General features: G+C 45.2%; 20 protein-coding genes and 1 riboswitch. Of the genes, 10 read left to right on the forward strand and 10 right to left on the reverse strand.

Going from position 1 to position 22638, the window contains the following annotated elements; genetic code table 11:
- Positions 1-38 precede the first annotated feature (38 nt).
- Positions 39-554 (forward strand): hypothetical protein, encoded by a 516-nt coding sequence (locus tag ACXHJ1_RS07480; RefSeq protein WP_457906168.1) that lies wholly within the window; start codon positions 39-41, stop codon positions 552-554.
- A 60-nt stretch (positions 555-614) separates the two neighbouring features.
- On the opposite strand, the gene ACXHJ1_RS07485 is transcribed toward ACXHJ1_RS07480, so the two are convergent.
- Positions 615-1355: an SDR family NAD(P)-dependent oxidoreductase gene (locus ACXHJ1_RS07485; RefSeq protein ID WP_457905867.1), complete on the reverse strand. Its 741-nt coding sequence runs from the start codon at positions 1353-1355 to the stop codon at positions 615-617.
- A gap of 159 nt (positions 1356-1514) precedes the next feature.
- Here ACXHJ1_RS07485 and ACXHJ1_RS07490 point away from each other — a divergent pair, with 159 nt between their 5' ends.
- Positions 1515-2402, forward strand: a complete 888-nt coding sequence (locus ACXHJ1_RS07490; protein WP_457905868.1) for a LysR family transcriptional regulator — start codon at positions 1515-1517, stop codon at positions 2400-2402.
- 45 nt (positions 2403-2447) lie between these two features.
- Here the strand turns inward: ACXHJ1_RS07490 and ACXHJ1_RS07495 are convergent, their stop codons facing one another.
- Entirely contained in the window at positions 2448-3317 is an 870-nt protein-coding gene (locus ACXHJ1_RS07495) for an AraC family transcriptional regulator (protein ID WP_430184676.1), read from the reverse strand.
- A gap of 249 nt (positions 3318-3566) precedes the next feature.
- Here ACXHJ1_RS07495 and rlmN point away from each other — a divergent pair, with 249 nt between their 5' ends.
- The 3 genes from rlmN (at position 3567) to ACXHJ1_RS07510 (ending at position 6419) form a co-directional block, all read left to right on the forward strand.
- Entirely contained in the window at positions 3567-4664 is a 1098-nt protein-coding gene (gene rlmN, locus ACXHJ1_RS07500) for a 23S rRNA (adenine(2503)-C(2))-methyltransferase RlmN (protein WP_430184392.1), read from the forward strand.
- A 140-nt stretch (positions 4665-4804) separates the two neighbouring features.
- Positions 4805-5506: a dihydroorotate dehydrogenase electron transfer subunit gene (locus ACXHJ1_RS07505; RefSeq protein WP_430184390.1), complete on the forward strand. Its 702-nt coding sequence runs from the start codon at positions 4805-4807 to the stop codon at positions 5504-5506.
- The gene (locus ACXHJ1_RS07510; protein ID WP_430184388.1) at positions 5487-6419 is read left to right on the forward strand and encodes a dihydroorotate dehydrogenase; all 933 of its coding nucleotides are present in this window, start codon (positions 5487-5489) and stop codon (positions 6417-6419) included. Before ACXHJ1_RS07505 ends, ACXHJ1_RS07510 begins: the two co-directional genes overlap by 20 nt.
- A 101-nt stretch (positions 6420-6520) precedes the next feature.
- Here the strand turns inward: ACXHJ1_RS07510 and ACXHJ1_RS07515 are convergent, their stop codons facing one another.
- On the reverse strand, positions 6521-6703 hold the full coding sequence (locus ACXHJ1_RS07515) for a hypothetical protein (protein WP_063207447.1): 183 nt from the start codon (positions 6701-6703) through the stop codon (positions 6521-6523).
- A gap of 222 nt (positions 6704-6925) precedes the next feature.
- Between ACXHJ1_RS07515 and ACXHJ1_RS07520 the strand changes: the two genes are divergently transcribed.
- Complete coding sequence (locus ACXHJ1_RS07520; RefSeq protein ID WP_457905869.1) at positions 6926-8578, forward strand: ATP-binding protein; 1653 nt, start codon at positions 6926-6928, stop codon at positions 8576-8578.
- Complete coding sequence (locus ACXHJ1_RS07525) at positions 8575-9312, forward strand: response regulator (RefSeq protein WP_017426081.1); 738 nt, start codon at positions 8575-8577, stop codon at positions 9310-9312. Before ACXHJ1_RS07520 ends, ACXHJ1_RS07525 begins: the two co-directional genes overlap by 4 nt.
- Positions 9313-9363: 51 nt before the next feature.
- On the opposite strand, the gene ACXHJ1_RS07530 is transcribed toward ACXHJ1_RS07525, so the two are convergent.
- A complete protein-coding gene (locus ACXHJ1_RS07530; RefSeq protein WP_107733697.1) occupies positions 9364-10383 on the reverse strand; it encodes a 2-hydroxyacid dehydrogenase in 1020 nt (339 codons plus the stop codon).
- Positions 10384-10400: 17 nt separating this feature from the next.
- Complete coding sequence (locus tag ACXHJ1_RS07535; protein ID WP_017426083.1) at positions 10401-11456, reverse strand: AEC family transporter; 1056 nt, start codon at positions 11454-11456, stop codon at positions 10401-10403.
- A 291-nt stretch (positions 11457-11747) separates the two neighbouring features.
- Here ACXHJ1_RS07535 and mmuM point away from each other — a divergent pair, with 291 nt between their 5' ends.
- Positions 11748-12695, forward strand: coding sequence for a homocysteine S-methyltransferase (gene mmuM, locus ACXHJ1_RS07540; RefSeq protein WP_290409693.1), 948 nt, complete (start codon positions 11748-11750; stop codon positions 12693-12695).
- A gap of 200 nt (positions 12696-12895) precedes the next feature.
- Here mmuM and ACXHJ1_RS07545 read toward each other — a convergent pair whose 3' ends face one another.
- From ACXHJ1_RS07545 to rhaB, 5 genes are all read right to left on the reverse strand, one after another.
- Complete coding sequence (locus tag ACXHJ1_RS07545) at positions 12896-15184, reverse strand: GDYXXLXY domain-containing protein (RefSeq protein WP_457906169.1); 2289 nt, start codon at positions 15182-15184, stop codon at positions 12896-12898.
- Positions 15185-15327: 143 nt separating this feature from the next.
- Entirely contained in the window at positions 15328-16224 is an 897-nt protein-coding gene (locus ACXHJ1_RS07550; RefSeq protein WP_457905870.1) for a helix-turn-helix domain-containing protein, read from the reverse strand.
- Positions 16225-16406: 182 nt separating this feature from the next.
- The gene (gene rhaD, locus ACXHJ1_RS07555; RefSeq protein WP_123797807.1) at positions 16407-17252 is read right to left on the reverse strand and encodes a rhamnulose-1-phosphate aldolase; all 846 of its coding nucleotides are present in this window, start codon (positions 17250-17252) and stop codon (positions 16407-16409) included.
- 51 nt (positions 17253-17303) lie between these two features.
- The gene (gene rhaA / locus ACXHJ1_RS07560; RefSeq protein ID WP_457905871.1) at positions 17304-18560 is read right to left on the reverse strand and encodes an L-rhamnose isomerase; all 1257 of its coding nucleotides are present in this window, start codon (positions 18558-18560) and stop codon (positions 17304-17306) included.
- A 12-nt stretch (positions 18561-18572) separates the two neighbouring features.
- Positions 18573-20054 carry a rhamnulokinase gene (gene rhaB / locus ACXHJ1_RS07565; protein ID WP_457905872.1) on the reverse strand — a complete coding sequence of 494 codons (1482 nt, stop codon included), beginning with the start codon at positions 20052-20054 and terminating at the stop codon, positions 18573-18575.
- 328 nt (positions 20055-20382) lie between these two features.
- A riboswitch (purine riboswitch) is annotated at positions 20383-20486 on the forward strand.
- 156 nt (positions 20487-20642) lie between these two features.
- On the opposite strand from rhaB, the gene ACXHJ1_RS07570 reads away from it, so the two are divergent.
- Together ACXHJ1_RS07570 and ACXHJ1_RS07575 are read left to right on the forward strand one after the other, a co-directional pair.
- Positions 20643-21260 carry a xanthine phosphoribosyltransferase gene (locus ACXHJ1_RS07570; RefSeq protein WP_016822598.1) on the forward strand — a complete coding sequence of 206 codons (618 nt, stop codon included), beginning with the start codon at positions 20643-20645 and terminating at the stop codon, positions 21258-21260.
- On the forward strand, positions 21254-22561 hold the full coding sequence (locus tag ACXHJ1_RS07575; RefSeq protein WP_016822599.1) for a nucleobase:cation symporter-2 family protein: 1308 nt from the start codon (positions 21254-21256) through the stop codon (positions 22559-22561). Before ACXHJ1_RS07570 ends, ACXHJ1_RS07575 begins: the two co-directional genes overlap by 7 nt.
- The last annotated feature ends 77 nt before the right edge of the window (positions 22562-22638 follow it).

Consider the following 22638-nt stretch of genomic DNA (forward strand, 5'->3'; position numbering starts at 1 on the left):
TTTATATAATTAGCAAAGCAAAAGAAGGGACGATGGAATTGCCAACAACGAAGAAAGAAAATTTTTATTTTGGTTTAATGATGTGCTTGGGGATGGTCGTTTTCATGACATTGTATAATCTATATACAAATGGCTTGATTGGCACCATATCTCTAAAAGCAATGCTTCTTCAATTTATTTTATGTTTTATTACTGCTTTCGTATTGGAATTATGTATTGTCGGTCCCGTAGCCAAGAAGATAGCCTTCTCGTTACCGTACGACAAATCCAAAAAGATATTTGTAATTCTATCCCTTTCATGTTGTATGGTCATGGGTATGGTTCTTTGTATGTCACTTTATGGTTTGGGAACGGCTTACTTTTTTAATAGTCTTTCGGGAGGCTCATTATTTAAAAATTACTTGTCTTTAGTTGTTAAGAATATTGTGTTTGCTCTTCCTCTACAGCTCTGCATTGTAGGGCCACTTGTTCGCTATTTATTTGTTAAATTTGTGAAGGGTACAAGTGTGGGAACATCATTAGGCAAAAACGTAGTTAACGACGGTATACGATAGCTCAACAGCCACCTTCTGTCTAAGAAGGCGGCTTGTTTTTTACCTAGAAGCTCAGCATCTTTATAGCGTTTGTCCGCTGTCTACCGTAATCATCTGGCCTGTCATGGCTTCCTGTTCGAGGGCAGAGCAGACCATGCTGGCAATATCCTCAGGCGTGGAAATGCGCTGTAGCAGCAGATGAGGAGCCAGTTGTTTCATTTGTTCTTCCCTACCTGCCCACCATCTGGTCGCCACCGCGCCTGGCACGATACAATTAACTCGAATATCAGGTGCCAGTGAACGTGCTAACGACTTGGTCAGCCCGTGGACGGCTGCTTTGGATACTGCATAGGGTAGTGAGGAACCTAGCCCTGTATGTCCAGCTATACTCCCCAGATTGACGATAGCTCCTTGTTGACTATGCTTCATATAAGGAGCTACAGCTCTGGCACAGTAAAACATGCCCTTCACATTGACATCCAAGAGATCATTCCACACTTCTTCTGTAACGGCCTCTAGATCGTCCATCGGAATATGATGTGTAATGCTGGCGTTATTCACCAGCACATCAACTGTGCCGTATTGCTGAACAATCTGCTCGATCATCGCTCGAACTTCCTGATCTCGGGAAACATCTGCTTGTAATGCAATTGCACGTCCTCCCTGCTCAAGTATCATACGTACAGTTTCCTCTGCATCGTCTTTAGAGCGGGAATAGTTTACGACGACTGTAGTCTTTCGGTCCGCCAGCTCCATACATATCGCTCTCCCAATTCCTGTGCCGCCACCTGTAACCAGTGCTACTTTTTGATATAAATTCATGTATATTCGCTCCTTATCCAACTCGCTAGTTTTGTGTGACCCAAATAATACAAACTGATATAGATCATTGTAGAGAATGTATTATATTTTGTATAATTGAATTAAATGAATTTTGAATTCAATAAAATTGAATTAAACAAGCGACTTGGGAGTAAGAGAATGGATATTAAAGCACTTAAAACATTTCAGATGATTGTGAATTACGGGAGTTTTATGCGTGCAGCGGAAGCGCTGAATTATGCACAATCCACCGTGACGATGCAAATACAGAAGCTGGAATCCGATCTAGGAGTTCAACTGATTGAACGGGGCAAGAAAATAAAGCTAACTGCAGCAGGCAGGATGTTTTATGAACAAAGTCTGCACATTGTAAAAGATATGGAGCAATTGCAGGAAAATATGGAGAACCTGCAAAGGGGAACCGCAGGTGACATTCGTATAGGAGTGACCGAACCAACTGCCAGTTATCGTCTACCTGAAATTTTAAAACAATTTTTAACCCATTATCCTCTCATTCGGGTTTCTGTGGAGTTTGGGAATACCCCTACATTAAGCGAGCGTATTCTCCAAGGGGATGTGGACATCGCATTATGCTCTGCTCCGGATTTGGGCTCAGCGCTATATTTTGAACCTTTATTTAAGGAGAACTTTGTAGTTTTGATGCCTGAACAGCACCCTCTTGCACAAAAGGAGTACATTGAACCTGTAGATTTACAAGGACACCGACTACTTATTACGTCGTCTATCTGTCCTTATCGGCGCAAACTTGAAATGGTCATGAAGGAACATGGAATAACCATGCTAGACACGATGGAAATTGGCAGCATGACAGCACTGAAATCTTATGTGGAATGCGAATTGGGGATTGCCCTGGTGCCACAAATTCTGGTCGATCCTGTCCCGGCAGGAACAGTGGTCAGGGAATTAAGCGGCAGCCTGATCGATATGACCCTTGGTCTTCTGTGTAAAGCAACCGAGGCACCGCTGAAGCTGGCAAGCTCAAAGCTATATTCTGTGTTAAAAAAGGAGCTTGGACAATTGTCCTGAGCATACGATATCAAACCGACTGCAGTAGGCAGCCGGTCCGAATGTTTATTTTTTCGTAATCGGAATCCATACTTCACTTCGGTAGTCCTCTGCATGAGCGTCCCCCATAGTATACACTTCCAGCTCGGGACCGCCTGAATGCTCATAATTGCTGGCAGGGAACCATTCCTGGTAAATTCTTTGCCATACCTTCTGGATCGAGTGCGGCATAGGGCCGATGGATGTAAACACGGCCCAGGTTGCAGCCGGGATGGTTCTGGCTTCTAATCCGTTCGAGGTTGCTACGTCTTCGTTACCCTCTGCGGCGATAAGGTAGCTAAACGTCTCCTCACCATGCTTCATGTCTAGACATATACCGAGTATATCGTCGCCTGTCCCCAAGGCATGAATGCGATCTGATGTGCCATCTGCGTTAAGCTGATCCCAGAATTTTGGGATTTCCCGAAGATTATCACCGTTTTTAGTAGTAACTTGAATGGACTTCCCAATGACCGTAAACGCCGCCTTCTCTACAATTTTATAATCCATTTCCTGGTCTCCCTTCAGCGATAGGTGGAAGGTGATGCGCGGAAAGGCTTTCAGGTTCACTCCCGGGTTTCTGGCCTCAGAGGGAGAAATACCGTGTACCTTTCGGAACGCTTTAGAAAAAGATTCGGGGGAATCATATCCGTATTTGAACGCAACATCCAGTACTTTGGTGGTAGAAAGACTCAACTCCTGAGCAGCCAGGGTCAATCGACGTTTGCGCACATATTCTGCCACCGTAACGCCAGTCAGCATATAAAACATCCGTTGAAAATGAAAGGGAGACGAGTAGGCCGCCTTTGCAATTTCATCGATATCGAGGGGCTGCTGCATTCTCTCTTCCATTAGATCAAGTGCGTTCTTGATCCGAACCAACCATTCCAACCCCATCACCTTCCTTGGTTGTAATCATATCATTCACGGTGTCCATCATCCTGTCTTTGCGTGCTGTTATTGGACAGGATTTCATCAGCCTGCCCCCTTGTGTTCATAATTAAAATTTGGGACAATAAAAGAAGTGTTTGAATAGCGCAGAGCGCTCAAACATGCTATGATGCAATGATAGTTGAGACGAGTCGTGATGGCTAGGGTTTATATATAGAAATACGAATTTTAACGTTTGTGAAAAGAGGATCGAACATGAAAAAGGAATCCATTTATGGATTAACGCTAGACCAATTGGCAGCATGGCTCATGGAGCATGGACATAAAAAATCTCGGGCATTGCAGGTATGGGACGCATTGTACCGCAAACGGATTACTGATTTTGCGGCGATGACGGAGGTTCATGAGGATTGTACTCGCCTGTTGGCAGAGCACTTCTCTATCGAAACCCTGGAAGAGCACGTGAAGCAACAATCAGCAGACGGGACGGTCAAGTTTTTGTTCCGCTTGCAGGATGGTAATCTAATAGAGACGGTACTGATGCGGCACAAGTTTGGGCTTTCCGTATGTGTGACAACACAGGTGGGCTGCAACATTGGATGCAGCTTCTGTGCGAGCGGATTGTTGAAGAAGAGTCGTGACCTTTCCAGTGGTGAAATTGTAGGACAAATCATGAAGGTGCAGCTGTATCTGGACCAGGAACGTCCGGGCGACCGGGTTAGTCATGTCGTAGTAATGGGCATTGGCGAACCGTTTGATAATTTTGTGAACCTGTCCGATTTCATTCGGGTCATTAAGGATCACAAAGGACTGGCGATTGGGCCACGGCATATTACTGTGTCCACCAGTGGTCTTGCTGATAAAATCATTGAATTTGCAGATTCGGATCTGCACGTCAACCTTGCGATCTCCCTCCATGCTCCGAATAATGAGATTCGTACCCGCATTATGAAGATCAATCGGGCGATCCCGATTGAGAAGCTCATGCAGGCGATTGATTATTATTTGGACAAAACCAATCGTCGGATTACGCTAGAGTACATCCTCCTGAAGGATGTTAATGACGGTAAGGAGCATGCGCTCGAACTGGCTGAGCTGGTGGGCCATCGCCGTAATCTGGCGAACGTGAACCTGATTCCGTACAATCCGGTGGATGAGCATAGTCAATATCAGCGGAGTGAGTCGGAGTCGATCACTGGCTTCTATGATGTTCTGAAAAAACAAGGCATTAGCTGTAGTGTTCGGCTGGAGCACGGAGTTGACATTGATGCGGCCTGCGGACAGCTACGCAGCAAGCAAATTCGCAAAGATGCCAACAACAGCCGTAATGCGGAACGCGAAGCGATTAGCTAAAATGCACAAGCGTACTCTCTAACAGGAGTACGCTTTTTTTATACATAAGCTATGGAACAAAACGCCAACTGTAAATGTGAAAATAGTCACGTATTAGTTGCTGCTTTTACGTTATAGTGAGTGGTTAGTGGAGGGGTTATATGGCTAACGTAATTTCAAATGTGGCGCTCGTTCCGGGCATTTATGTAATGAAGATAGAGGGCAAATTTAAAGGGAAAATGGGTCAGTTCTACATGCTGCGCAGCGGGAATGGTTACCCACTCCTGCCCAGACCCATCAGCATTTATGATATCGGGGAAGAAAGCATTTCCTTTTTGTACCGGGTTGTTGGAGAGGGGACCAATCTATTTTCCCAGTTACAGCCTGGTCAGGAGATTCAGTTGGAAGGACCTTTCGGAAACGGGTTTCCGCAGGTCGAGGGCAGTTTAGCTTTAATCGGCGGAGGCATGGGTACAGCCCCATTGTTATTAGCTGCAAAATATTACCCGCATGCAGACGTTTATCTGGGGTTTGCACAGCAAGCTTTTGGGGTTGAAGCGTTCGAGGCCGTGGCGGCATCTGTGCAAGTTAAGGTAGGGGGAAGCATCGTCGAACAGGTCGATCCGGCTCGCTATGCGAATATGTTTTCTTGTGGACCCACTCCGATGCTGCAAGCACTCGCGCTGAAAACGGCGGGTACATCGTCCCGTTTATATATTTCAACAGAAAGACACATGGCCTGTGGTATTGGCGCATGTTTGGGCTGCACCATGCGTACCCGTGGAGGCAATCGGAGGGTATGTAAGGAAGGGCCTGTATTCCCGGTGGAGGAGGTGGAGTTTGATGATCTCCATGGCATGTAATATAGCAGGTGTACCGTTCAAAAACCCGATTATCATGGCGTCCGGTACGTTTGGGTTCGGGCGTGAGTATGCGGAATTTTATTCTCCTGAGCTACTCGGCGGCATCGTCGGCAAGGGACTAACCCTTCATCCGAAGGCAGGGAATACGGGGCAACGAATACATGAGACAGCATCAGGCATGCTGAATAGTGTAGGACTGGAAAATCCGGGTGTGGCGGCTTTTTTGAAGGATGAACTGGATGACATGACTCGTTGGAATACGGCTATTATTGCCAATGTAGGCGGCTCCAATCTGGAGGAGTACGTACAGGCCGTAGCTATGATTACGGAAAATGCACAAAAACGCCGTACAATGAACCGTAGAGGCGTTGATATGCTGGAATTGAACATATCATGTCCCAATGTGAAGCAGGGTGGAATGCAATTTGGTATCCAGACGGAGGTAGCACGGGAGGTTGTGCGTCAGGTGCGCAATGTGACGGCGCTTCCGCTAGTTGTCAAGCTGTCTCCCAATGCAGAGAACATCACGCAGATGGCGGTTATGTGCGAGGAAGAAGGCGCGGACGGAGTTTCGCTGATCAATACATTTTCTGCAATGAAAATAGATATACACCGGCGCCGTAGTGTGTTCGCCAACACGTATGCAGGTCTTTCCGGCCCGGCAATCAAGCCGATTGCGTTGCGTATGGTTCACCAGGTGGCGCAGGCGGTATCGATTCCCGTGATCGGGATGGGCGGGATTAGCTCGGTGGAGGACATTATTGAGTTCACCATGGCAGGGGCCGCCGCCATTCAGGTAGGAACGTATAATTTTGTCCATTTACATGCAGGGGCTGAGCTAGTATATGGTCTGGAACAATGGATGCAGCAGGAAAAGGTACAGTCGCTGGATGAGATACGAGGAATTTTGTGAATTTTGGACTCGTTTGTGCATAAACTTAAGCATACAAAACCGGCTTGTCTTTTTAGGCAAGCCGGTTTTGTATTTTATTTTTCCGAACCAGCCAGACCCGATTAATGATTAATATCGCATTTGTTCAAGATGAACGAAATTTGATTTTCCAGCCGATGAATGGCTTCCTTAGATGCTTGGTCGTTGGCACCTTGTGCCTGAAGCGCGGCAAGCTCCTGCTTGAGCTGATGAAGGTCTTGTCCTGCATGAGCGCAGTCGTAATTGCTTTCGAGATTGTCAATCATCCGTTATCCTCCTTTTCGTTAGGTATACGTCCTTATTATGGAGAATTGACCTTTCCTTATTCAGCATATTGTTTATTTCAGGCAAAGGCTGTGTTAATCACCAATGGGGCGCGTAAAGCTTGTAAAATAAGAAGGTAATTTGTCAAACAATGTCGAATAAAAAGGGATTATAGGGGCAAGATAGACTCTTCTTCTCAATGGAGAGCTTGATAAAGAAGCTGGGTGATAGGATTGCGGTTAAAAGATAAATCGAAACCGAGACGACAATTCAAAGTTTCACTACAATTGATGATTATTATTCTGGTTGTTTTAGTTATTATTATTTCCTTGATTATATCCTTGCTTCTCATTCGCAATTTCGTGATTAACAAGCATTTTGATAATACGAAGGAAAAACTCTCGGGTGTTGCCAAGGTGGTTGCCAGTGACAACGATGTGATTCGTAATGTTGAGCGGGGCGTTCCTGTAAAGCAGATCCAGGACTACGCGCTTGGAGTCATGCATAACGTTAATGTGGATTTTGTAGTCATACTGAACCATGATTTAATTCGGCTATCCCATCCGAATGAAACCATGATTGGCAAGCCGTTCTCTGATCTGAATGATGCCAGAAAGGCGCTATCCGGTCAGGGACATTTCTCTGAGAATATCGGTGTTTTGGGTCAAGGCTACCGTTATTTTACGCCGATATTCAATCAACAGAATGAGGTCATTGGCATTGTATGTGTAGGACTGACCATGAGAACGCTAAATCATGATTTGATGCAGGCGCAGTATACCATTTTTGGAGGACTGATGCTGGGGCTCTTTAGTGGAGTTCTGGGGGCGATCATTCTGGCGCAAAAAATCAAAACGATTTTATTTGGGCTGGAGCCACAAGAGATAGCAACACGATTACGTGAAAAAGTAATTATTGAAAATGAAGTCTCTGAAGGTATTATAGCCATTTCCGCTGATAAGAAAATTATGCTTATGAACAAGGAAGCTAAGGCCAAGTACCAATTGGCGAATCAAGACAAGAAAGCTCCGATTGGCGAGCAGATCGATACCAACTTTTATAACGCGCTCTTCAAGAAAGTGTTTGATGATAAGAAGAAGATCAAGGACCGCTCATTTTATGTGAATGGTATAGAAGTCATTGCGACAGTAACCCCTATACATGTAGAAAATGAGTTTTTTGGGGCAGTGGCTACGCTGCGTGACCAATCCGAGATGATTCATCTTAGCAATCAGTTAAGTGGCACCAAATATTATATTAACTCTCTTCGCGGACAGACGCATGAGTTTATGAACAAAATGCACGTGATCTCCGGACTGATTGAGATGAGGAAATATGAAGAGGTCAGTCAGTATATTCAGCAGCTAAATCACCGGTATCAAAATGAAGTAGGCTTTCTAACAGAGAGAATTAAAGTTCCGGCGTTAGCAGGTTTTATTATGGGGAAAATCAACGAAGCACGCGAGCAGAATATTTCGGTGTTACTGGAAGAAAGCTCAAATGTCTCTAATGTGGAGATGCAGGACATTGTTCATGATGTCATACACATATTGGGTAATTTTTTTGACAACGCGATAGACTCCATTTTACAAAAAAAACAACCCGGCAAAATTGAATTGAAATTGAATTATGAGTGTGAGGGAAATGTGTTCATTTTGAAAGTGAAGGATAATGGTATGGGGATTGATTCCGAAATGCAACAAAGAATATTCGAGCATGGCTTCTCAACCAAAGGAGAGGACAGGGGTTACGGCTTGAATCTGGTTAAAACCATGGTGGATAATCACCAGGGCATCATTGAAATTGACAGCCAACCTGGCCTGGGAACAAGTATCTATGTAGAGTTGCCCTGTACATTGGAGGTGACGAGTGAATGAAGGTACTCATTGTGGAGGATGATCCCATGGTTGCTGAGCTCAACCAACAGTTTATTGAGCGTATGGACAACTTGGATGTGGTAGGTAAAGCAGATACCGTCCAGAAAGCGCAGGATTACCTTCAGAAACACACACCGGATTTGGTATTACTGGACGTGTATTTACCCGGAAAAAGCGGATTAACCTTGCTATCCCATATGCAGGAGCATCAGTACCATGCTTCGGTTATTTTAATTACGGCTGCAAAGGATATCCAAACGGTGAAGGAAGCTGTTTTTTATGGAGTGGCGGACTATCTAATCAAGCCTTTTACATTCGAACGTTTTAAGCTGGCTGTGGAGAAAATCCAGCGTCTGGCCACGGTAATGGAGGAAGGGAACGGAATTAATCAGGCTGTCATTGATCAATATTTTAATAAAGAAGAGCCTATGGGTGTGGAAACGAAAAAAACTACTGAACATCTATCCCCAAATCTATCAAAAAATCTGTCTAAAAACTTGTCCAAACTGACCATGACTACCATACTGAAGAGTATCCAAGAGCTGGACGGACCCTTTTCGGTTGAAACCTTAGCCAGAGAAGTGGACTTGTCCCGTATTACAGTCAAAAAATATATTCAGTTCCTAGTAGACGATGGCCTCCTGATCGAATCGATAGAATACCACAAGGTTGGAAGACCACTAATGCTCTATCAGATCAATCCTGATATAAAAGAACCGCCATTTCCAGTATGATCTGGAGATAGCGGTTCTTTATTGTCCAATGAGTGTACCAGACTTTCTGCATTATTTCATAGCGAGAACAGGAAGTGGAACCAGATTGTCCGAAGAATGAGCTGTAATGATATCATGGAAGTTTTCGTAGCTGGTTTCAATCATGTTGGATAACGCAGTAACCGTATTCGAGCCCGCATGAGGGGTTACCAAAACTCTTGGATACAGCTCCACAAGCTTCTGGATTGTTGGGTCCGGGAGCATTTGCCATGGGTCAAATGCTTTGAAAAATAGTTCTTCCTCTTTAGGAAAGACATCTGTTCCGAACCCTTCCAAATGATTGCTGAGCAATGCATCCAGAATGGCTTGGTTATCTTGTAATTCCCCTCGTGAGGTGTTGATGAGAATAGCTCCCTTTTTCATTTTTGCTAAAAAGCTGGCATTAATCATTTGGTCGTTCTGTCCCGGCAGGTAAGGAACATGCACACTGACGATGTCACTCTCTGCCAGTAACTCATCCAAGGTTGTGAATGGAACGACGGCCTTGGCCGCGTCCGATTGGTACACATCATAGCCGATAACAGAAGCACCTAATCCTTTAAACAATTTGGCTTCCGTCAGACCAATGCGACCGACCCCGATAATCCCGACTTTACAATTGTGAATCTCTTTGCTGAACGTATGCTCGTCCACAATAAAATTTTTGAAAGAGCTTTTGGTAGTCATATAAGCGGTGTGACGGAGCAGCATCATAGCCAGCGTTAGGGATAACTCTGCAATAGCATTCGGAGAGTAGGATGGGACGCGTGCGACCTTCATTCCAAATTCGCTGCAAGCATCCAAATCAATGTGGTTGATTCCGACCGTTCTGGTGAAAACATATTGAATGCCGTACTTATTGAATTTTGTAAGATTTTCTCGATTGGCAGCACAGTTTCCTCTTAACAAAACAGCATCGTGATGCTGCGCCAGTTCTGCATTGCTGGAGGTCAGTAGCTCTTCTACCAGCGTCAGTTGAAAGTTATATTTATTAAGCTCATGGAAATAGGGCTTCTCATATGAACGGGCACCATAGCAGATGATTTTTAACATGTTGTTTTCCCCCTGGTTTAGAAAATTCCAATTTTATCGATGACATTGAGCGTAATGATCCACACTGGAATCATGACGACGGAAGTAATAGTTGATAAAAGCGAAGCGTTGGAAGTCAGTACAGCTTCCTTATCAAAACTGATAGCATAGGCTGCGGCTACGGTAGCTGTAGGAGTAGCCATCATAATGACAATAGTAGATAAAGCGACAGTATCGACCGACAGAATATGAGATACAGTCAACAAAGCCAGCAAAACGATGTTCACAATAGGTACTAGCCAAACTTTAACAAGGCTGTAATACCATGATGTCTTGTCTGTAGCTGCCGATTTGAAGCTGATCTCACCCAAAGTCGAGCCAATCGATAGCCAGGCCAGTGGAGAAGCTAGTCCGGCAAGGTAAGTCATGGGCTTGAACAGCCAGACAGCGGTTTGGTCAATTCTTAGAAAAGCAAACTGCTGAATGGTTCCATCCTCTGTAGCCACACTCATTTGTGGCAAATAACCCTGGAACAACCAAACAAACAAGCCTATAAAAGTTGCGATAACGATCGGATTCAAAAACATAGTTTTGAGATTTTTAAGCTCCATTTTTAAGCCGCTCATTTTGATATAGCCATAAGAATATAAGAAAATGCGGTAGCCTATATTAAAAATGGAACTGTACATGACTCCGGTAGGACCGTAAATGGCACCGACAATGGGAATTCCAAAAAAAGTGGTAGAACCGAAAATAGTGAGTACCCGCAGCACATCCTGCTTATCCTTGTTGTAGCTCAGGAAGAACGGCTTGGAAATAAAGATGAGAATGATATAAATGAGAATCCCCCAGATTAAGACATTCATGCCTTGTTTTAATATGGTAGGATTGATATCCTGCATGAAAGAATTAAAGGCTAGTGCTGGTAGAGCCACGGTGAGAACAACCTTAGATAGCATCTTTCCTACGGCTGCGGTAAAAATCCCCTTCTTGCGGCAAAAGAAGCCGAGCAGGATAATAAAAACGGTAGAAGCGATAGAACTAACAATGCTGTTATCTGTTAAGGTCGCTGTAATCATTTCTAGTAAAGACATAGATAAAACCCTCTCTTGTACCTTTTTTCACATAAATGACGATGCAAAATGTGACAATGCAATTCCCTGATCTTTTGGCCAAAGTGTTTGGTTTGCACCTTTATAGTAAAAAAATTTTGTGAAAAAAAGAACAATATCTAATTAATTTAACTTATGAAACTAATTTAAAAAATTTATACGTTACATCGGGATGTAAATGTGAGGTGCTTATCAACATACATGCTATAATATAAAAAATTAATTCCAACCTGGTTAGTGGGTTAAATGGATAAGACAAGCAGGAGGGTCCGCATGAATCCGATACAACGTATACTGAACAAATTTCAGCTGATCGTGCTGGACGGCGCAATGGCGACTGAACTAGAACGTCACGGGCATGATCTAAACGATAGCTTATGGTCAGCCAAAATCCTCTATGAACATCCAGATTCGATCAAGCGTGTACATCGAGATTATTTTGAGGCTGGGGCAGACTGTGCGATTACGGCGAGCTATCAGGCCACTGTGGAGGGCTATGTTCAACGCGGGCTGAGCGAAAATGAGGCATTGAAGCTTATTCAGTCATCGGTGCAGATTGCTGTACAGGCACGAGATGAGTTTTGGGCCGATGTGACGGCTACTGCGAGTCAGCAGACTCGTCCCAAGCCGCTGGTTGCGGCCTCTGTCGGACCCTATGGGGCGTTTCTCGCTGATGGATCAGAGTATCGCGGTGATTACAAGCTGAGCGAGGAGCAGCTTATGGAGTTTCACAGGCCGCGCATGAAAGCTTTGATTGAGGCGGGAGCAGACATTTTAGCTTGTGAAACGATACCTTGTCTGGTTGAGGCCAAGGCTATCACACGATTGCTAAAGGAATTCCCCGGCACATATGCCTGGATCAGCTTTAGTGCAAAGGATGAGCAGCATATCAGTAACGGCGAGTCTGTCGCCGCATGTGCAAAGTGGCTGAATGAGCACGAGCAGGTGGCTGCGGTAGGGATCAATTGCACGTTGCCCAAATTCATTCCATCCCTTATTCACGAAATACACAGCCATACGGATAAGCCGGTGGTGGTATATCCCAATCTGGGGGAGGAATATGACCCGGTCACCAAAACATGGCAAGGCCATACTTGTACAGAAACGTTCGGACAGAGTGCCCGTCAGTGGTATGAAGCAGGAGCGCGTATGATTGGTGGCTGTTGTCGGACTCAGCCACAGGATATTAGAGAAATCGTGGCATGGTCGAGAGAGGTATAAACGAGGATAAACTTTCAGGGAAGGTTATCATGGAGTTTTCCTCCATTGCCGCAAAAGAACAAGCAGGCTGAACCGAGTTATACTCCAGTAATGGAGCAACCTGGTTCAGCCTGCTTTTTGTAAAGAATGAATTTTCTAAAGCCTCGCTTCGTTCGCTATTTCTCTACCTCTCTACCTCTCTATCCCTTTGCCAATCCAGATCAGCTTTCCACCAAACGTTCCAGCAACGCATCTCCATTGCGGCTGACCCGAATATAGGCGTAACGAGCGTTCTGTTCAACAGTACGCCCGGTTCCTTCAGGGATGAAATAATTCTCAATACCGTACAGAATACGAGAACCATTCCATTGTCCGTTAAGAATGATTTCATGATTGGCAAGCACTTCACCATCTTGATATAGACGATCAGCGATGTATACTCCTTGGCTATCTGGTGTGAGAACGACTTTAACTTTGCCTCGGTTCCAATCCTTCTCCTGAAGAGGGTCCTTGGAAGGAGGGGTAGAAATATCGTAATTCAGTGCCACATAGTCGCCCTGCAACAGGGAACGCGGGTCTATAGGAGCTAGCTTGAGCTTAACGGAGGCACCTGTGGCGAGCAGGGTTTCACTTCTCGCCGTCTGATAGCCGATAATCCCCAGCTGTAGTACGATGACGATGGCAATGAGTAACGGACTTAAGCGCATAAAGCTAAAGCTGCGGTGATCGGCGTCGAATGCTGCTTTGCCGCTATGAGCCATTCGTCGATCGAACCACCAGGTAATTCCGAGTGTAATGATCCCCAGCAGCACCAGTGTAAAAGATTTATACAGCAGCGTCCACAATAAATCATAGTATTTGAAGCCGATAAAAATAAACCAGAATACGACGCTCGTAATGGCCTGCGATTTGTGTTTGTGACGAATAAAGGCAAAGACCATCCATGTAACGATAACAAAATAAAAAATATTAATGAACATATAGGAGTGTGGAATGACATCCTCAAAAAACGTCGCCCAAAACAGGAACAATAAGCTGAAGAATAATGCACTATCCCGAAGATGTTCTTTTAACTCTGTCTTGAGCACAAAGTAGCTTACCCCATATAACACGGCATTGAGCACCAATAGGGCGAAGATGATGAATTCATAGGTCCAGTTCCAACCATACCATTCTTGATACTGCTTTAATAAAACAGTCGCCATATTTAGGTTTACAAAAGTATAGGCAAAAAATTGCTGCCTTTTCCCCTTGGAGCGAAACCATCCGGCGATGGAAACGATCAGAAATAATACTGAAAGTAACGTCTGGTCTGACCATAGAATGGCCGCCAGACCGGTAATATAGCTGATGGTCAGCAGTGTATAACGGACTACAGAATCCAGCTTGGACTCCGGTATGACAATCATCGTAATCATCAGCAGCAAAGACACACTCAGCAGTACATATTCGGTGTGATTTACGTTCGTGCTAATCATAATCAGTCCAATGAGGGATATACTGCCAATCAATACTCCAACCACTTTGATTACACGGGATACGGTTTTGCTGATCCATTCACTACTGCGGTCTTCGGAAACAGTTGTCTGCGCATCGGATTTTGCGATATCTTCTTTGTTCTCATTGGGTATTTCTCCAGCCTCCGGAGACGGTTTTCCCAAACGATTTAAATAACGAAAAAACCATACGTTACCCGTCAGTAGCAGTGCCACAAAAATCAAACCGAAAACAAAGAATAAAGATGAAGAGTACGCCTCTGCCAGCTCTATAAATTTAAAGACAGCAAAAGCCGAGAGCGCCAATGCATTTAAGGTCAGTAACGTTTTATTCAGCCGAACCTTGATAAATATATAAAATCCTAAAGCAATCACAGCGATATGCGGTATATTCATGATCAGGCCATACCCATCGAATGCAAAGGAGTTGGTCATCGCCAACATAGCTATATGGAGAACAGTAAAGCTGATATATTGTAGTGGAGCAGAATGTATACGATGAAGGAACGTCAATAGAAATAGCACCAGATTGAATATTGCGAACACTCCAGCAATGGACAACGATTCCAGTTGGCTATAAGCCGCGCTTTGCATCGTTGGATAAAAATAAAGCCATACCCCCAAATGAATCAATACATAAGACAGCATATAAAAAGGATTATAGCGGGTGATCCAGCTAAGCAGTAAAGCCGGCACTGACCAAATGAGAAACAATCCATAGCTGTCTGCATGGGAGTTGTAAATTTGACCGAGTAACGCCACGGAAACGCCGAAGGCTACACAGCCAGCCAGCAGAAATATATTGGACAGAAAAGCTTGTTGCCCGGGAACAGCACGAACACGTGCAAATACAAAAGACAAGCCATAGAACAAAACAATAAGCGCAATAGCTAGCACAATTTTGGCTGTCCGATCCAGTCCGCCCCAATTGGAGGCGAAAAAATAAATAATCGCAGCCAGTATCAGTGAGATGCCCAGCAGATAACCTGTACGTATAGCATTAAATCGCAGCATGGAATTCACGTACCTTTCCTGTTGGTTTGATGCCTATTATAGCGTTGATAGCGCTCAGAACCAAGTACAAATTAGGATCAGGTCATAAAAAAGGGAGAGCCGCCGTATGATGGTGGTTCTCCTGTATCGTTGCTGGATTCCGACTAAGCGTTGGCAGTGCGGATCTCTTGCCGGGACTGATGCCGGAAGCGATATTCTCGGGGTGGGATTCCTGCTGTTTTCTTAAATGCCTTGGAAAAGGTGGACATGTCGGTATAACCGATAGATTGGGCGATGATCGACAGATTGTAAGTGGTCTGTTCCAGCAATCTTTTCGCTTCGTTAATCTTGAGGGTTTGCAAATATTTGGCGGGGGAGATAAGGAAGGTAGAATGGAATTTACGTGAAAAATGCGCACGATCCACACCTACATGCTCAGCAATTTGCTCAATTGTAACACGGTCACAATAATGCATTTCGATGTAATCCTTCCCCTGCTGGAGCCAATAATCAGAGCATACAGAGTTGCACAGAGCACCAGATGTGTTGCGGGACAACTCCTCGAAGATCTGATGTAGTGTAATTAAGCGGGCCAGATCGCTGCCCTGTCTGTTGTGGTCGTTGACGATGGAAAATAGGTTGGAGATCAGTTCGAGGATTTCCTCGCTCACTGCGTTAGCTATAAATGGCTTAGAGGGGTTGATCCCGATCCGCTCCAGTAGCGCCAGAGATTTCGGTCCCTCAAAGGCAATCCATACCTTTTGTAACGGGTGCTCTTGGTCGGTGTAAAATTCATGGGCAAGATGCGGAAAAAAACAGAATACATCAGACTTTTGCACACGATACTTCTCTTCCTTATAAATGAACTCAGCTTGACCTTCAAGTACAAAAATAAAATAAAAATAAGGGACAGCCTTGGGGCCGACATGACAGCTTGTCTTCGAAATATCCATACCCAGTCTGACTGGCCAAATGGCACTGGATTTTTCCAGTTCGGTTGTTGTGAAATAATGGTCTTCCACGATGTCGAAGTGATCTTCATTCTTTGTTCTTCTCATCATTGTCACCTCTCCTTTGGTGGAGATAAGGGAATTTTGATTTTATTGTATATAAAGGAAAGTACAATTACAAGTTAATTCATTGGAATTAAGGGTTATAAAATTAAAACGGTAAAGGCTCCATGGCTGGTTTGAGACGAGCCGTGGAGCCTTATAGAGTTCTGCGTTATACGATTAGCCTGTGTTTATACGTTCAGGATTCCTTCTTTTGGAGTAACATTAAAGGCTTTAGCCAGATCTGATAGCTCCTGATCTGTAATCCGTTGCTGGATATCATGCTTAGCAATCAGCATATAAATTTGCGCTGCTTTTTCAATCGTTTCAATCAGGCCAAACGCTTCATCAATGGAGCTACCTGTTCCGAAAATGCCGTGATGAGGCCATAATACAGCGTGATGATCCTTCATTTTTTTCGCTGTTTCACGGCCGATTTCGCTGGAGCCTGGCACCATCCAAGGGATTACACCGATACCGTCTGGAAAGACTACGATGCATTCGGTACACATTTCCCACAGCGTTTTGGTGAATTGGTTTTCGTCCAGACTATGAATGAAGGTCATGGCAATGACATGGGTGGCATGATTATGGATTACAACCCGATGGTTAGGATCGACCTTCAATCGCTCAATATGGCTCATAAAATGAGACGGCAATTCGCTGGTAGGAACCGCGTCATGCTCGAGGCCCCACAAAATTTCTAGCTGCTCACCATCTTGGGATACACGCAGGACTCCTAAATTGGCTTCCGGATCGGCAATAACATTTTTGAAGTACTTGCCTGATCCAGTGACGATAAAATATTTGCCTGCCAGTTCATTCACGGGGAAAGCAGGTTTAATCGTTCGAATGACTTTGTGAATATCAATATATTTGGCAACCTCGGCTTCATCCAGAATATAGCTTACATTTCCTCCGTTGCGTTCATCCCAGCCGAATTTCCACATGTTTTGCGTAATTTCCGCCATCTCGCGAACAAATGGGATATCCAGTCCTGATTTTCGTTCTTTTTGATTCTCCAGCACAGTAGTCATGGATGATCTCTCCCTTTGGATGATATAAATATAAAATGATCAGTGCAGTAGTTACCGTTTCAGCAGGACTCGTTGTTCATAGTTTTTAGCCTCGGTTAGCCATTCCTCACGAACAGGAACGCCGTTTTGAGCGCAATAGTAATCCCATACAGCCCCAAACGGATAGGATTTAAACTCTTCCACCAGGGCAAGTCGCGTAGTGAAGTCTCTTTCCTCTTCGGCTTTTTTCAGTTCCTCAATCGGCTCCAGCATGGCGCGAAGCAACGCTTTGATGGTGTTGCGTGTTCCGATGACCCAAGCAGCCACGTGGTTGATACTGCCATCAAAGAAATCAAGGCCGATATGAGTGCGGGAAAGCAGTTCACCGCGAACGAGCTCACGGGCAATGTCCAGCAATTCGTCGTCCATCGTCACGACATGATCGCTATCCCAACGAACAGGTCTGCTGACGTGTAGCAATAATTGATCGGTGAACATCAGCACAGAGGACAGTTTGTTCGAAATGACTTCTGTCGGGTGGAAGTGACCAGAATCGAGACAGATAGATTTCCCCCGTGTCAGGGCGTAACCCATATAGAACTCATGAGAGCCGACGACATAGCTTTCCGAACCGATGCCGAACAGTTTACTTTCAACTGCATCGATGTTGTAATCTTCACTAATTTCCTCGCTGAAAATCTCGTCCAGAGCATCCCGCAGACGTTCTCTTGGAGCCAAGCGATCCACCGGGGTATCCTTGTAACCATCCGGCATCCAGTGATTTGTGACACAAGGCTGACCGAGTTCCTTTCCAAAATATTCTGCAATTCTGCGTGATTTCTTACAGTGTGTGATCCAGAAATTGCGAATTTCCGGGTCCTTGTGGCTTAGGGTGAAGCCGTCTTCCGCTTTAGGGTGGGAGAATAGGGTCGGATTAAAATCAAGTCCAAGCCCTTGCTGTTTGGCCCAGTCTACCCAGTTCTGAAAATGGCGTGGCTCCAGTTGATCCAAATCTACTTGTTCTGTAGTATCCGCATAGATCGCATGCAGATTAACCTTGTGTTTACCGGGGATGAGCGATAGGGCTTTTTCCAAGTCCTGACGTAGTTCATCTGGCGTACCAGCTCTGCCCGGGTAGCTACCTGTTACGGCAATTCCCCCGCTAAGCTGTTTATCTTTGAACAGGAATCCTTGCACATCGTCTCCCTGCCAGCAGTGCAGTGATATTTTGATTTGTGAGAGCTTCCGTAAAACGTCATCCACCTGAATACCGTGGCGGGCATACAGCTTTTTCGCTTCGTTATAACTCGCTTCAATGGCTTCGTTCATGGCTTTACTCCTTTATTGAGATATGTGAATAGGGGGTGTTGCTTGTATCTTGAGGCGTTCCCAGCGATCCAGAAGCTCTCCCATGCCTTCCACCGGTTGCGGCTCATATAGCCGAGTCGGGAAGGAATTGGCTATGGTTCGGCCAGCAGCTTTCAGATCTCCAAGAGCACCAGAGCTGATTAATTGCACGACAATATTGCCGATGGCCGTCGATTCGGAAGGTCCTGCCTGAACCTCAATTTCTAAAAGGTCGGCTGTTAGCTGACATAGTAATTCGTTGTTAGCGCCTCCGCCGACAATGTGCAATCTGGTAATCGTTTCGTCTGTTAAATGTTGTAGCTCATGTAAAGCATCCCGGTAGCTTAAGGCCAGACTGTCAAAAATACAGCGGGCGAGCGCGCCAGGTGTGCGTGGGACAGGCTGCCCGGTTTTTTCACAGAACCTCTGAATCTCAAGGGTCATACTATCCGGATTTAAGAAAGAGGACTGGTTACAGAGGACGAGACTGACAAATGGTGTCTCTGCTGAAGCCAATTGAGCCAATTCGGCAAAGCTATGTGCAGAACCACCTTCTCTTCTAACCTCCTGAATCATCCATAAGCCCATGATATTTTTCAAAAAACGGTACGTGCCGTAAGCGCCCCATTCATTGGTGTAGTTCGCCTGCATAGCTGTCTCGGTATTCAAGGGTCGGGATCGTTCCATACCCAATAGCGACCATGTTCCGCTGCTGATATAAGCCCAAGACTCCTCTCGCGATGATGGAACACCTGCAACCGCTGAGGCGGTATCGTGTGTAGGCACAAGGATGAGCTGACAGTCGGGAAGATCGTATTTCCGAACAAGCTCCGGCAAGATGGAGCCCAGAACACGACCAGGCTCAGCCAGCTCCGAAAATTGATTGCGCCGAAGCTGGAGCAGGGAGAGCAGGTCCTCATCAAACTCTCGGGTGTTCACGTTGAGAAGCTGCATCGTGGATGCATTGGTCATTTCATTGACCATAATGCCTGTCAGGCGATAGTACAGATAATCGGGTACCATCAATATTTTATCTGCTTGGGCGAGTTGTTCCCGATCATGGGCGAACAGTTGATATAGGGTATTAAAGTTTAGTTCCTGGATGCCCGTTTTCTCATATACCTCTTCTCGGCTGATGAGCTGGTGCAGCTTATCGGGGGCATGTAGAGTGCGTGCATCGCGGTATGCGTACACCTCATGGATGCGATGACCTTCCTTATTAAGTAACACGTAATCTACAGCCCATGTGTCAATGCCGAGCGTACAGGAGTCAATCCCGTTTTGTTTGGCTTTTTCTAGTCCCTGGATGATTTCATCAAATAAATTGTCTATATTCCAGTAATCGTGCCCGTTCCTCTCAGTAAAGGAGTTGTTGAAACGATGAAGTTCTTGCAAGTGAATTTGTTCACCTTGTAGAGTTGCACTCACGAGTCTTCCGCTTGAAGCTCCAATATCAACAGCAAGATAGTTGTTCATATCTAATCTCCTTGCATGGATGAAATCCCGGCAGCCTGAAAGACTGCCTTTTGTTTCTTAACTAATTCCATACTACTTCCGTTTGTCTGTGCAGTCAACATAAACGGAAGTATAATTTTTGGTTTTTCTTTTGAATTTAAAAATAAAATTAATTTTAAATGTTGTTTTGTATTGTTTTTCGTTTTTTAATATCTGCTTTCTACTATATATATACCTCAAACAGGGATCGGTGTGTTGTTGCGATATTCAAATTGTGGAAGGTTCTCCAAATGCCGCTGTTTGTATGAAAAATAGTCTTGAAACCGCCCGCCAGAGGGTGTAGTATACAAGATATCAATTTCATATGACTCGTATAATATTGGGGATATGGCCCAAAAGTTTCTACCGGATGACCACTGTAATCGTCCGACTATGAGTGATAGCGCATCAGCTTCGGATGAATGCGGGCATTTTATTTGTGCGCCAATCCGTCAGGGATTACGACCCCAAGGACAGGCTTCACTTGAGAAACGACTCAAGGGAGCTTGTCCTTTTTTGGTTTTTGCAGGTTTTATTCTATTTTAAGTACAGAGGAGCGATATTCGCATAATGAAAGCTTTGGAAGAACGTATTCGTCAAGAGGGACAAATTTTATCCGATACGGTGTTAAAGGTAGATTCATTTTTGAACCATCAGGTGGATACAGCATTAGCATTGGAGATTGGTAAGGAGTTCGCACGTCTGTTCGGCAGTGCTCCAATTACCAAGGTGCTTACTATTGAAGCTAGTGGTATTCAATTTGCTATGGCCACTGCTATTGCTTTGGGAGTACCGTTCATTTATGCGAAGAAAAAGAAGGCGATCACGCTGAATGAACAGGTATACTTCGCAGAGGTTCATTCGTTCACTCGGCAGGAAACCTATCAGGTGAGCATTTCCCAAAAATATCTCGATGCCAGCGACCATGTGCTGATCGTGGATGATTTTTTGGCAACTGGTGCAGCTTTGGTCGGACTTACCGATATTGTGAAGGAAGCAGGAGCAGAGCTGGCCGGAGTTGGCTGCGTAATTGAAAAGAGCTTTCAGGAAGGCCGTGGACTGTTGGAGCAAAGAGGTATTGCCGTACGTTCTCTAGCGCGTATCGCTTCCATGGCACCGGGCGAAGTCCATTTTATAGAGGAAGCTGGCACGGTAATTCCTCCCGTTAAGGAGAATGTGGGATGTTAAGTAAACAAAAATTATTTGCGCTGGGTTTCCAGCATGTCATGGCGATGTACGCCGGAGCCATTGCTGTCCCTCTAATTGTAGGGGGAGCGCTGCACCTGACGCCAGCCCAGATGGCTTATCTAGTGGCTGCTGATCTATTCACTTGCGGGATTGCTACATTATTACAGATTATGGGCACACGTTTTTTCGGAAGTAGACTGCCTGTCATTTTGGGCTGTACGTTTACGGCAGTAGGACCCATTATCGCAATTGCTTCGACATCAAATCTGGCGACAGCGTACGGTGCCATCATTTTGTCCGGTATATTTGTGGTGCTTGCGGCACCGTTGTATGGCAAACTATTACGCTTTTTCCCAACAGTGGTTACCGGCTCGGTCGTTACGATTATCGGTCTATCCCTTATTCCGGTGGCGATGAACAATGTAGCGGGTGGTCAGGGCAGCGCGGATTTTGGACAGCCGCGTAATTTGCTGCTGGCGCTGGTTACACTACTGGTTATTCTGCTTGTCAATCGAGTAGCCAAGGGCTTTTTACGCTCGATTTCCGTTCTTATTGGTCTGTTCGCAGGTACTGTAGTTGCCTATGCGATGGGAATGGTGCATTTTGCTCCCGTAGCGGATGCTTCGTGGGTGAGTATTGCGCAGCCGTTTTATTTTGGCAAGCCGGAGTTTAGCATTATGGCAGTATGTACGATGATTATCGTCAATATTGTGAGCATGGTCGAGTCTACAGGGGTTTATCTGGCAGTAGGTAAAGCGATTGATCAGAAAGTGGAGCAAAAGCAAATCGTCAATGGACTTCGTTCGGAAGGACTTGCGATTATGTTGGGCGGTATTTTTAATGCGTTCCCTTACACGGCCTTCTCCCAAAATGTGGGTCTGATCTCGCTGACTCGCGTCAAATCCCGTAACGTTATTTTTGCTGCTGGCGGCATTATGGTCGTCCTCGGTTTGCTGCCTAAGCTGGCTGCCTTGACGACAGTGATTCCTAACGCTGTGCTGGGCGGGGCGATGATCGTCATGTTTGGCTCGGTTGCTGCATCAGGCATGTCTATTTTGTCAGAAGTGGATCTGCGGAAAGAAAGCAATCTGCTGATTGCAGCATGTAGTATTGCCGTGGGCCTAGGCTCAGCTGTTCTGCCGCAAATGTTCGACCAACTGCCGAGCTTTGCCAAAATGCTGCTGCAAAACGGCATCGTATCTGGCTCGATTACGGCAATTGTCTTGAACATTGTTTTGGCAAGAAAACAGGGTGAATCGGTCAAAGGCGTTAATGTCTCAGAAGTTCCACAGAAGGTTTGATGAATAGGAAATAAACAAAAACAGCCGGAGAGAGGGCGTAGCCTCTTTTCCGGCTGTTTGGCATGGGGTTATCCAGA

The sequence above is a fragment of the Paenibacillus sp. ALE2 genome (assembly GCF_054113385.1).

Coding starts and splice junctions, on each gene's coding strand:
- ACXHJ1_RS07515 (WP_063207447.1), bottom strand. CDS start 6,703: ATGATTGACAATCTCGAAAGCAATTACGACTGCGCTCATGCAGGACAA.
- mmuM (WP_290409693.1), top strand. CDS start 11,748: ATGAATCCGATACAACGTATACTGAACAAATTTCAGCTGATCGTGCTG.
- rhaD (WP_123797807.1), bottom strand. CDS start 17,252: ATGACTACTGTGCTGGAGAATCAAAAAGAACGAAAATCAGGACTGGAT.
- ACXHJ1_RS07490 (WP_457905868.1), top strand. CDS start 1,515: ATGGATATTAAAGCACTTAAAACATTTCAGATGATTGTGAATTACGGG.
- ACXHJ1_RS07485 (WP_457905867.1), bottom strand. CDS start 1,355: ATGAATTTATATCAAAAAGTAGCACTGGTTACAGGTGGCGGCACAGGA.
- ACXHJ1_RS07575 (WP_016822599.1), top strand. CDS start 21,254: ATGTTAAGTAAACAAAAATTATTTGCGCTGGGTTTCCAGCATGTCATG.
- rhaB (WP_457905872.1), bottom strand. CDS start 20,054: ATGAACAACTATCTTGCTGTTGATATTGGAGCTTCAAGCGGAAGACTC.
- ACXHJ1_RS07510 (WP_430184388.1), top strand. CDS start 5,487: ATGATCTCCATGGCATGTAATATAGCAGGTGTACCGTTCAAAAACCCG.
- rlmN (WP_430184392.1), top strand. CDS start 3,567: ATGAAAAAGGAATCCATTTATGGATTAACGCTAGACCAATTGGCAGCA.
- rhaA (WP_457905871.1), bottom strand. CDS start 18,560: ATGAACGAAGCCATTGAAGCGAGTTATAACGAAGCGAAAAAGCTGTAT.
- ACXHJ1_RS07550 (WP_457905870.1), bottom strand. CDS start 16,224: ATGATGAGAAGAACAAAGAATGAAGATCACTTCGACATCGTGGAAGAC.
- ACXHJ1_RS07570 (WP_016822598.1), top strand. CDS start 20,643: ATGAAAGCTTTGGAAGAACGTATTCGTCAAGAGGGACAAATTTTATCC.
- ACXHJ1_RS07505 (WP_430184390.1), top strand. CDS start 4,805: ATGGCTAACGTAATTTCAAATGTGGCGCTCGTTCCGGGCATTTATGTA.
- ACXHJ1_RS07530 (WP_107733697.1), bottom strand. CDS start 10,383: ATGTTAAAAATCATCTGCTATGGTGCCCGTTCATATGAGAAGCCCTAT.
- ACXHJ1_RS07545 (WP_457906169.1), bottom strand. CDS start 15,184: ATGCTGCGATTTAATGCTATACGTACAGGTTATCTGCTGGGCATCTCA.
- ACXHJ1_RS07525 (WP_017426081.1), top strand. CDS start 8,575: ATGAAGGTACTCATTGTGGAGGATGATCCCATGGTTGCTGAGCTCAAC.
- ACXHJ1_RS07495 (WP_430184676.1), bottom strand. CDS start 3,317: ATGGGGTTGGAATGGTTGGTTCGGATCAAGAACGCACTTGATCTAATG.
- ACXHJ1_RS07535 (WP_017426083.1), bottom strand. CDS start 11,456: ATGTCTTTACTAGAAATGATTACAGCGACCTTAACAGATAACAGCATT.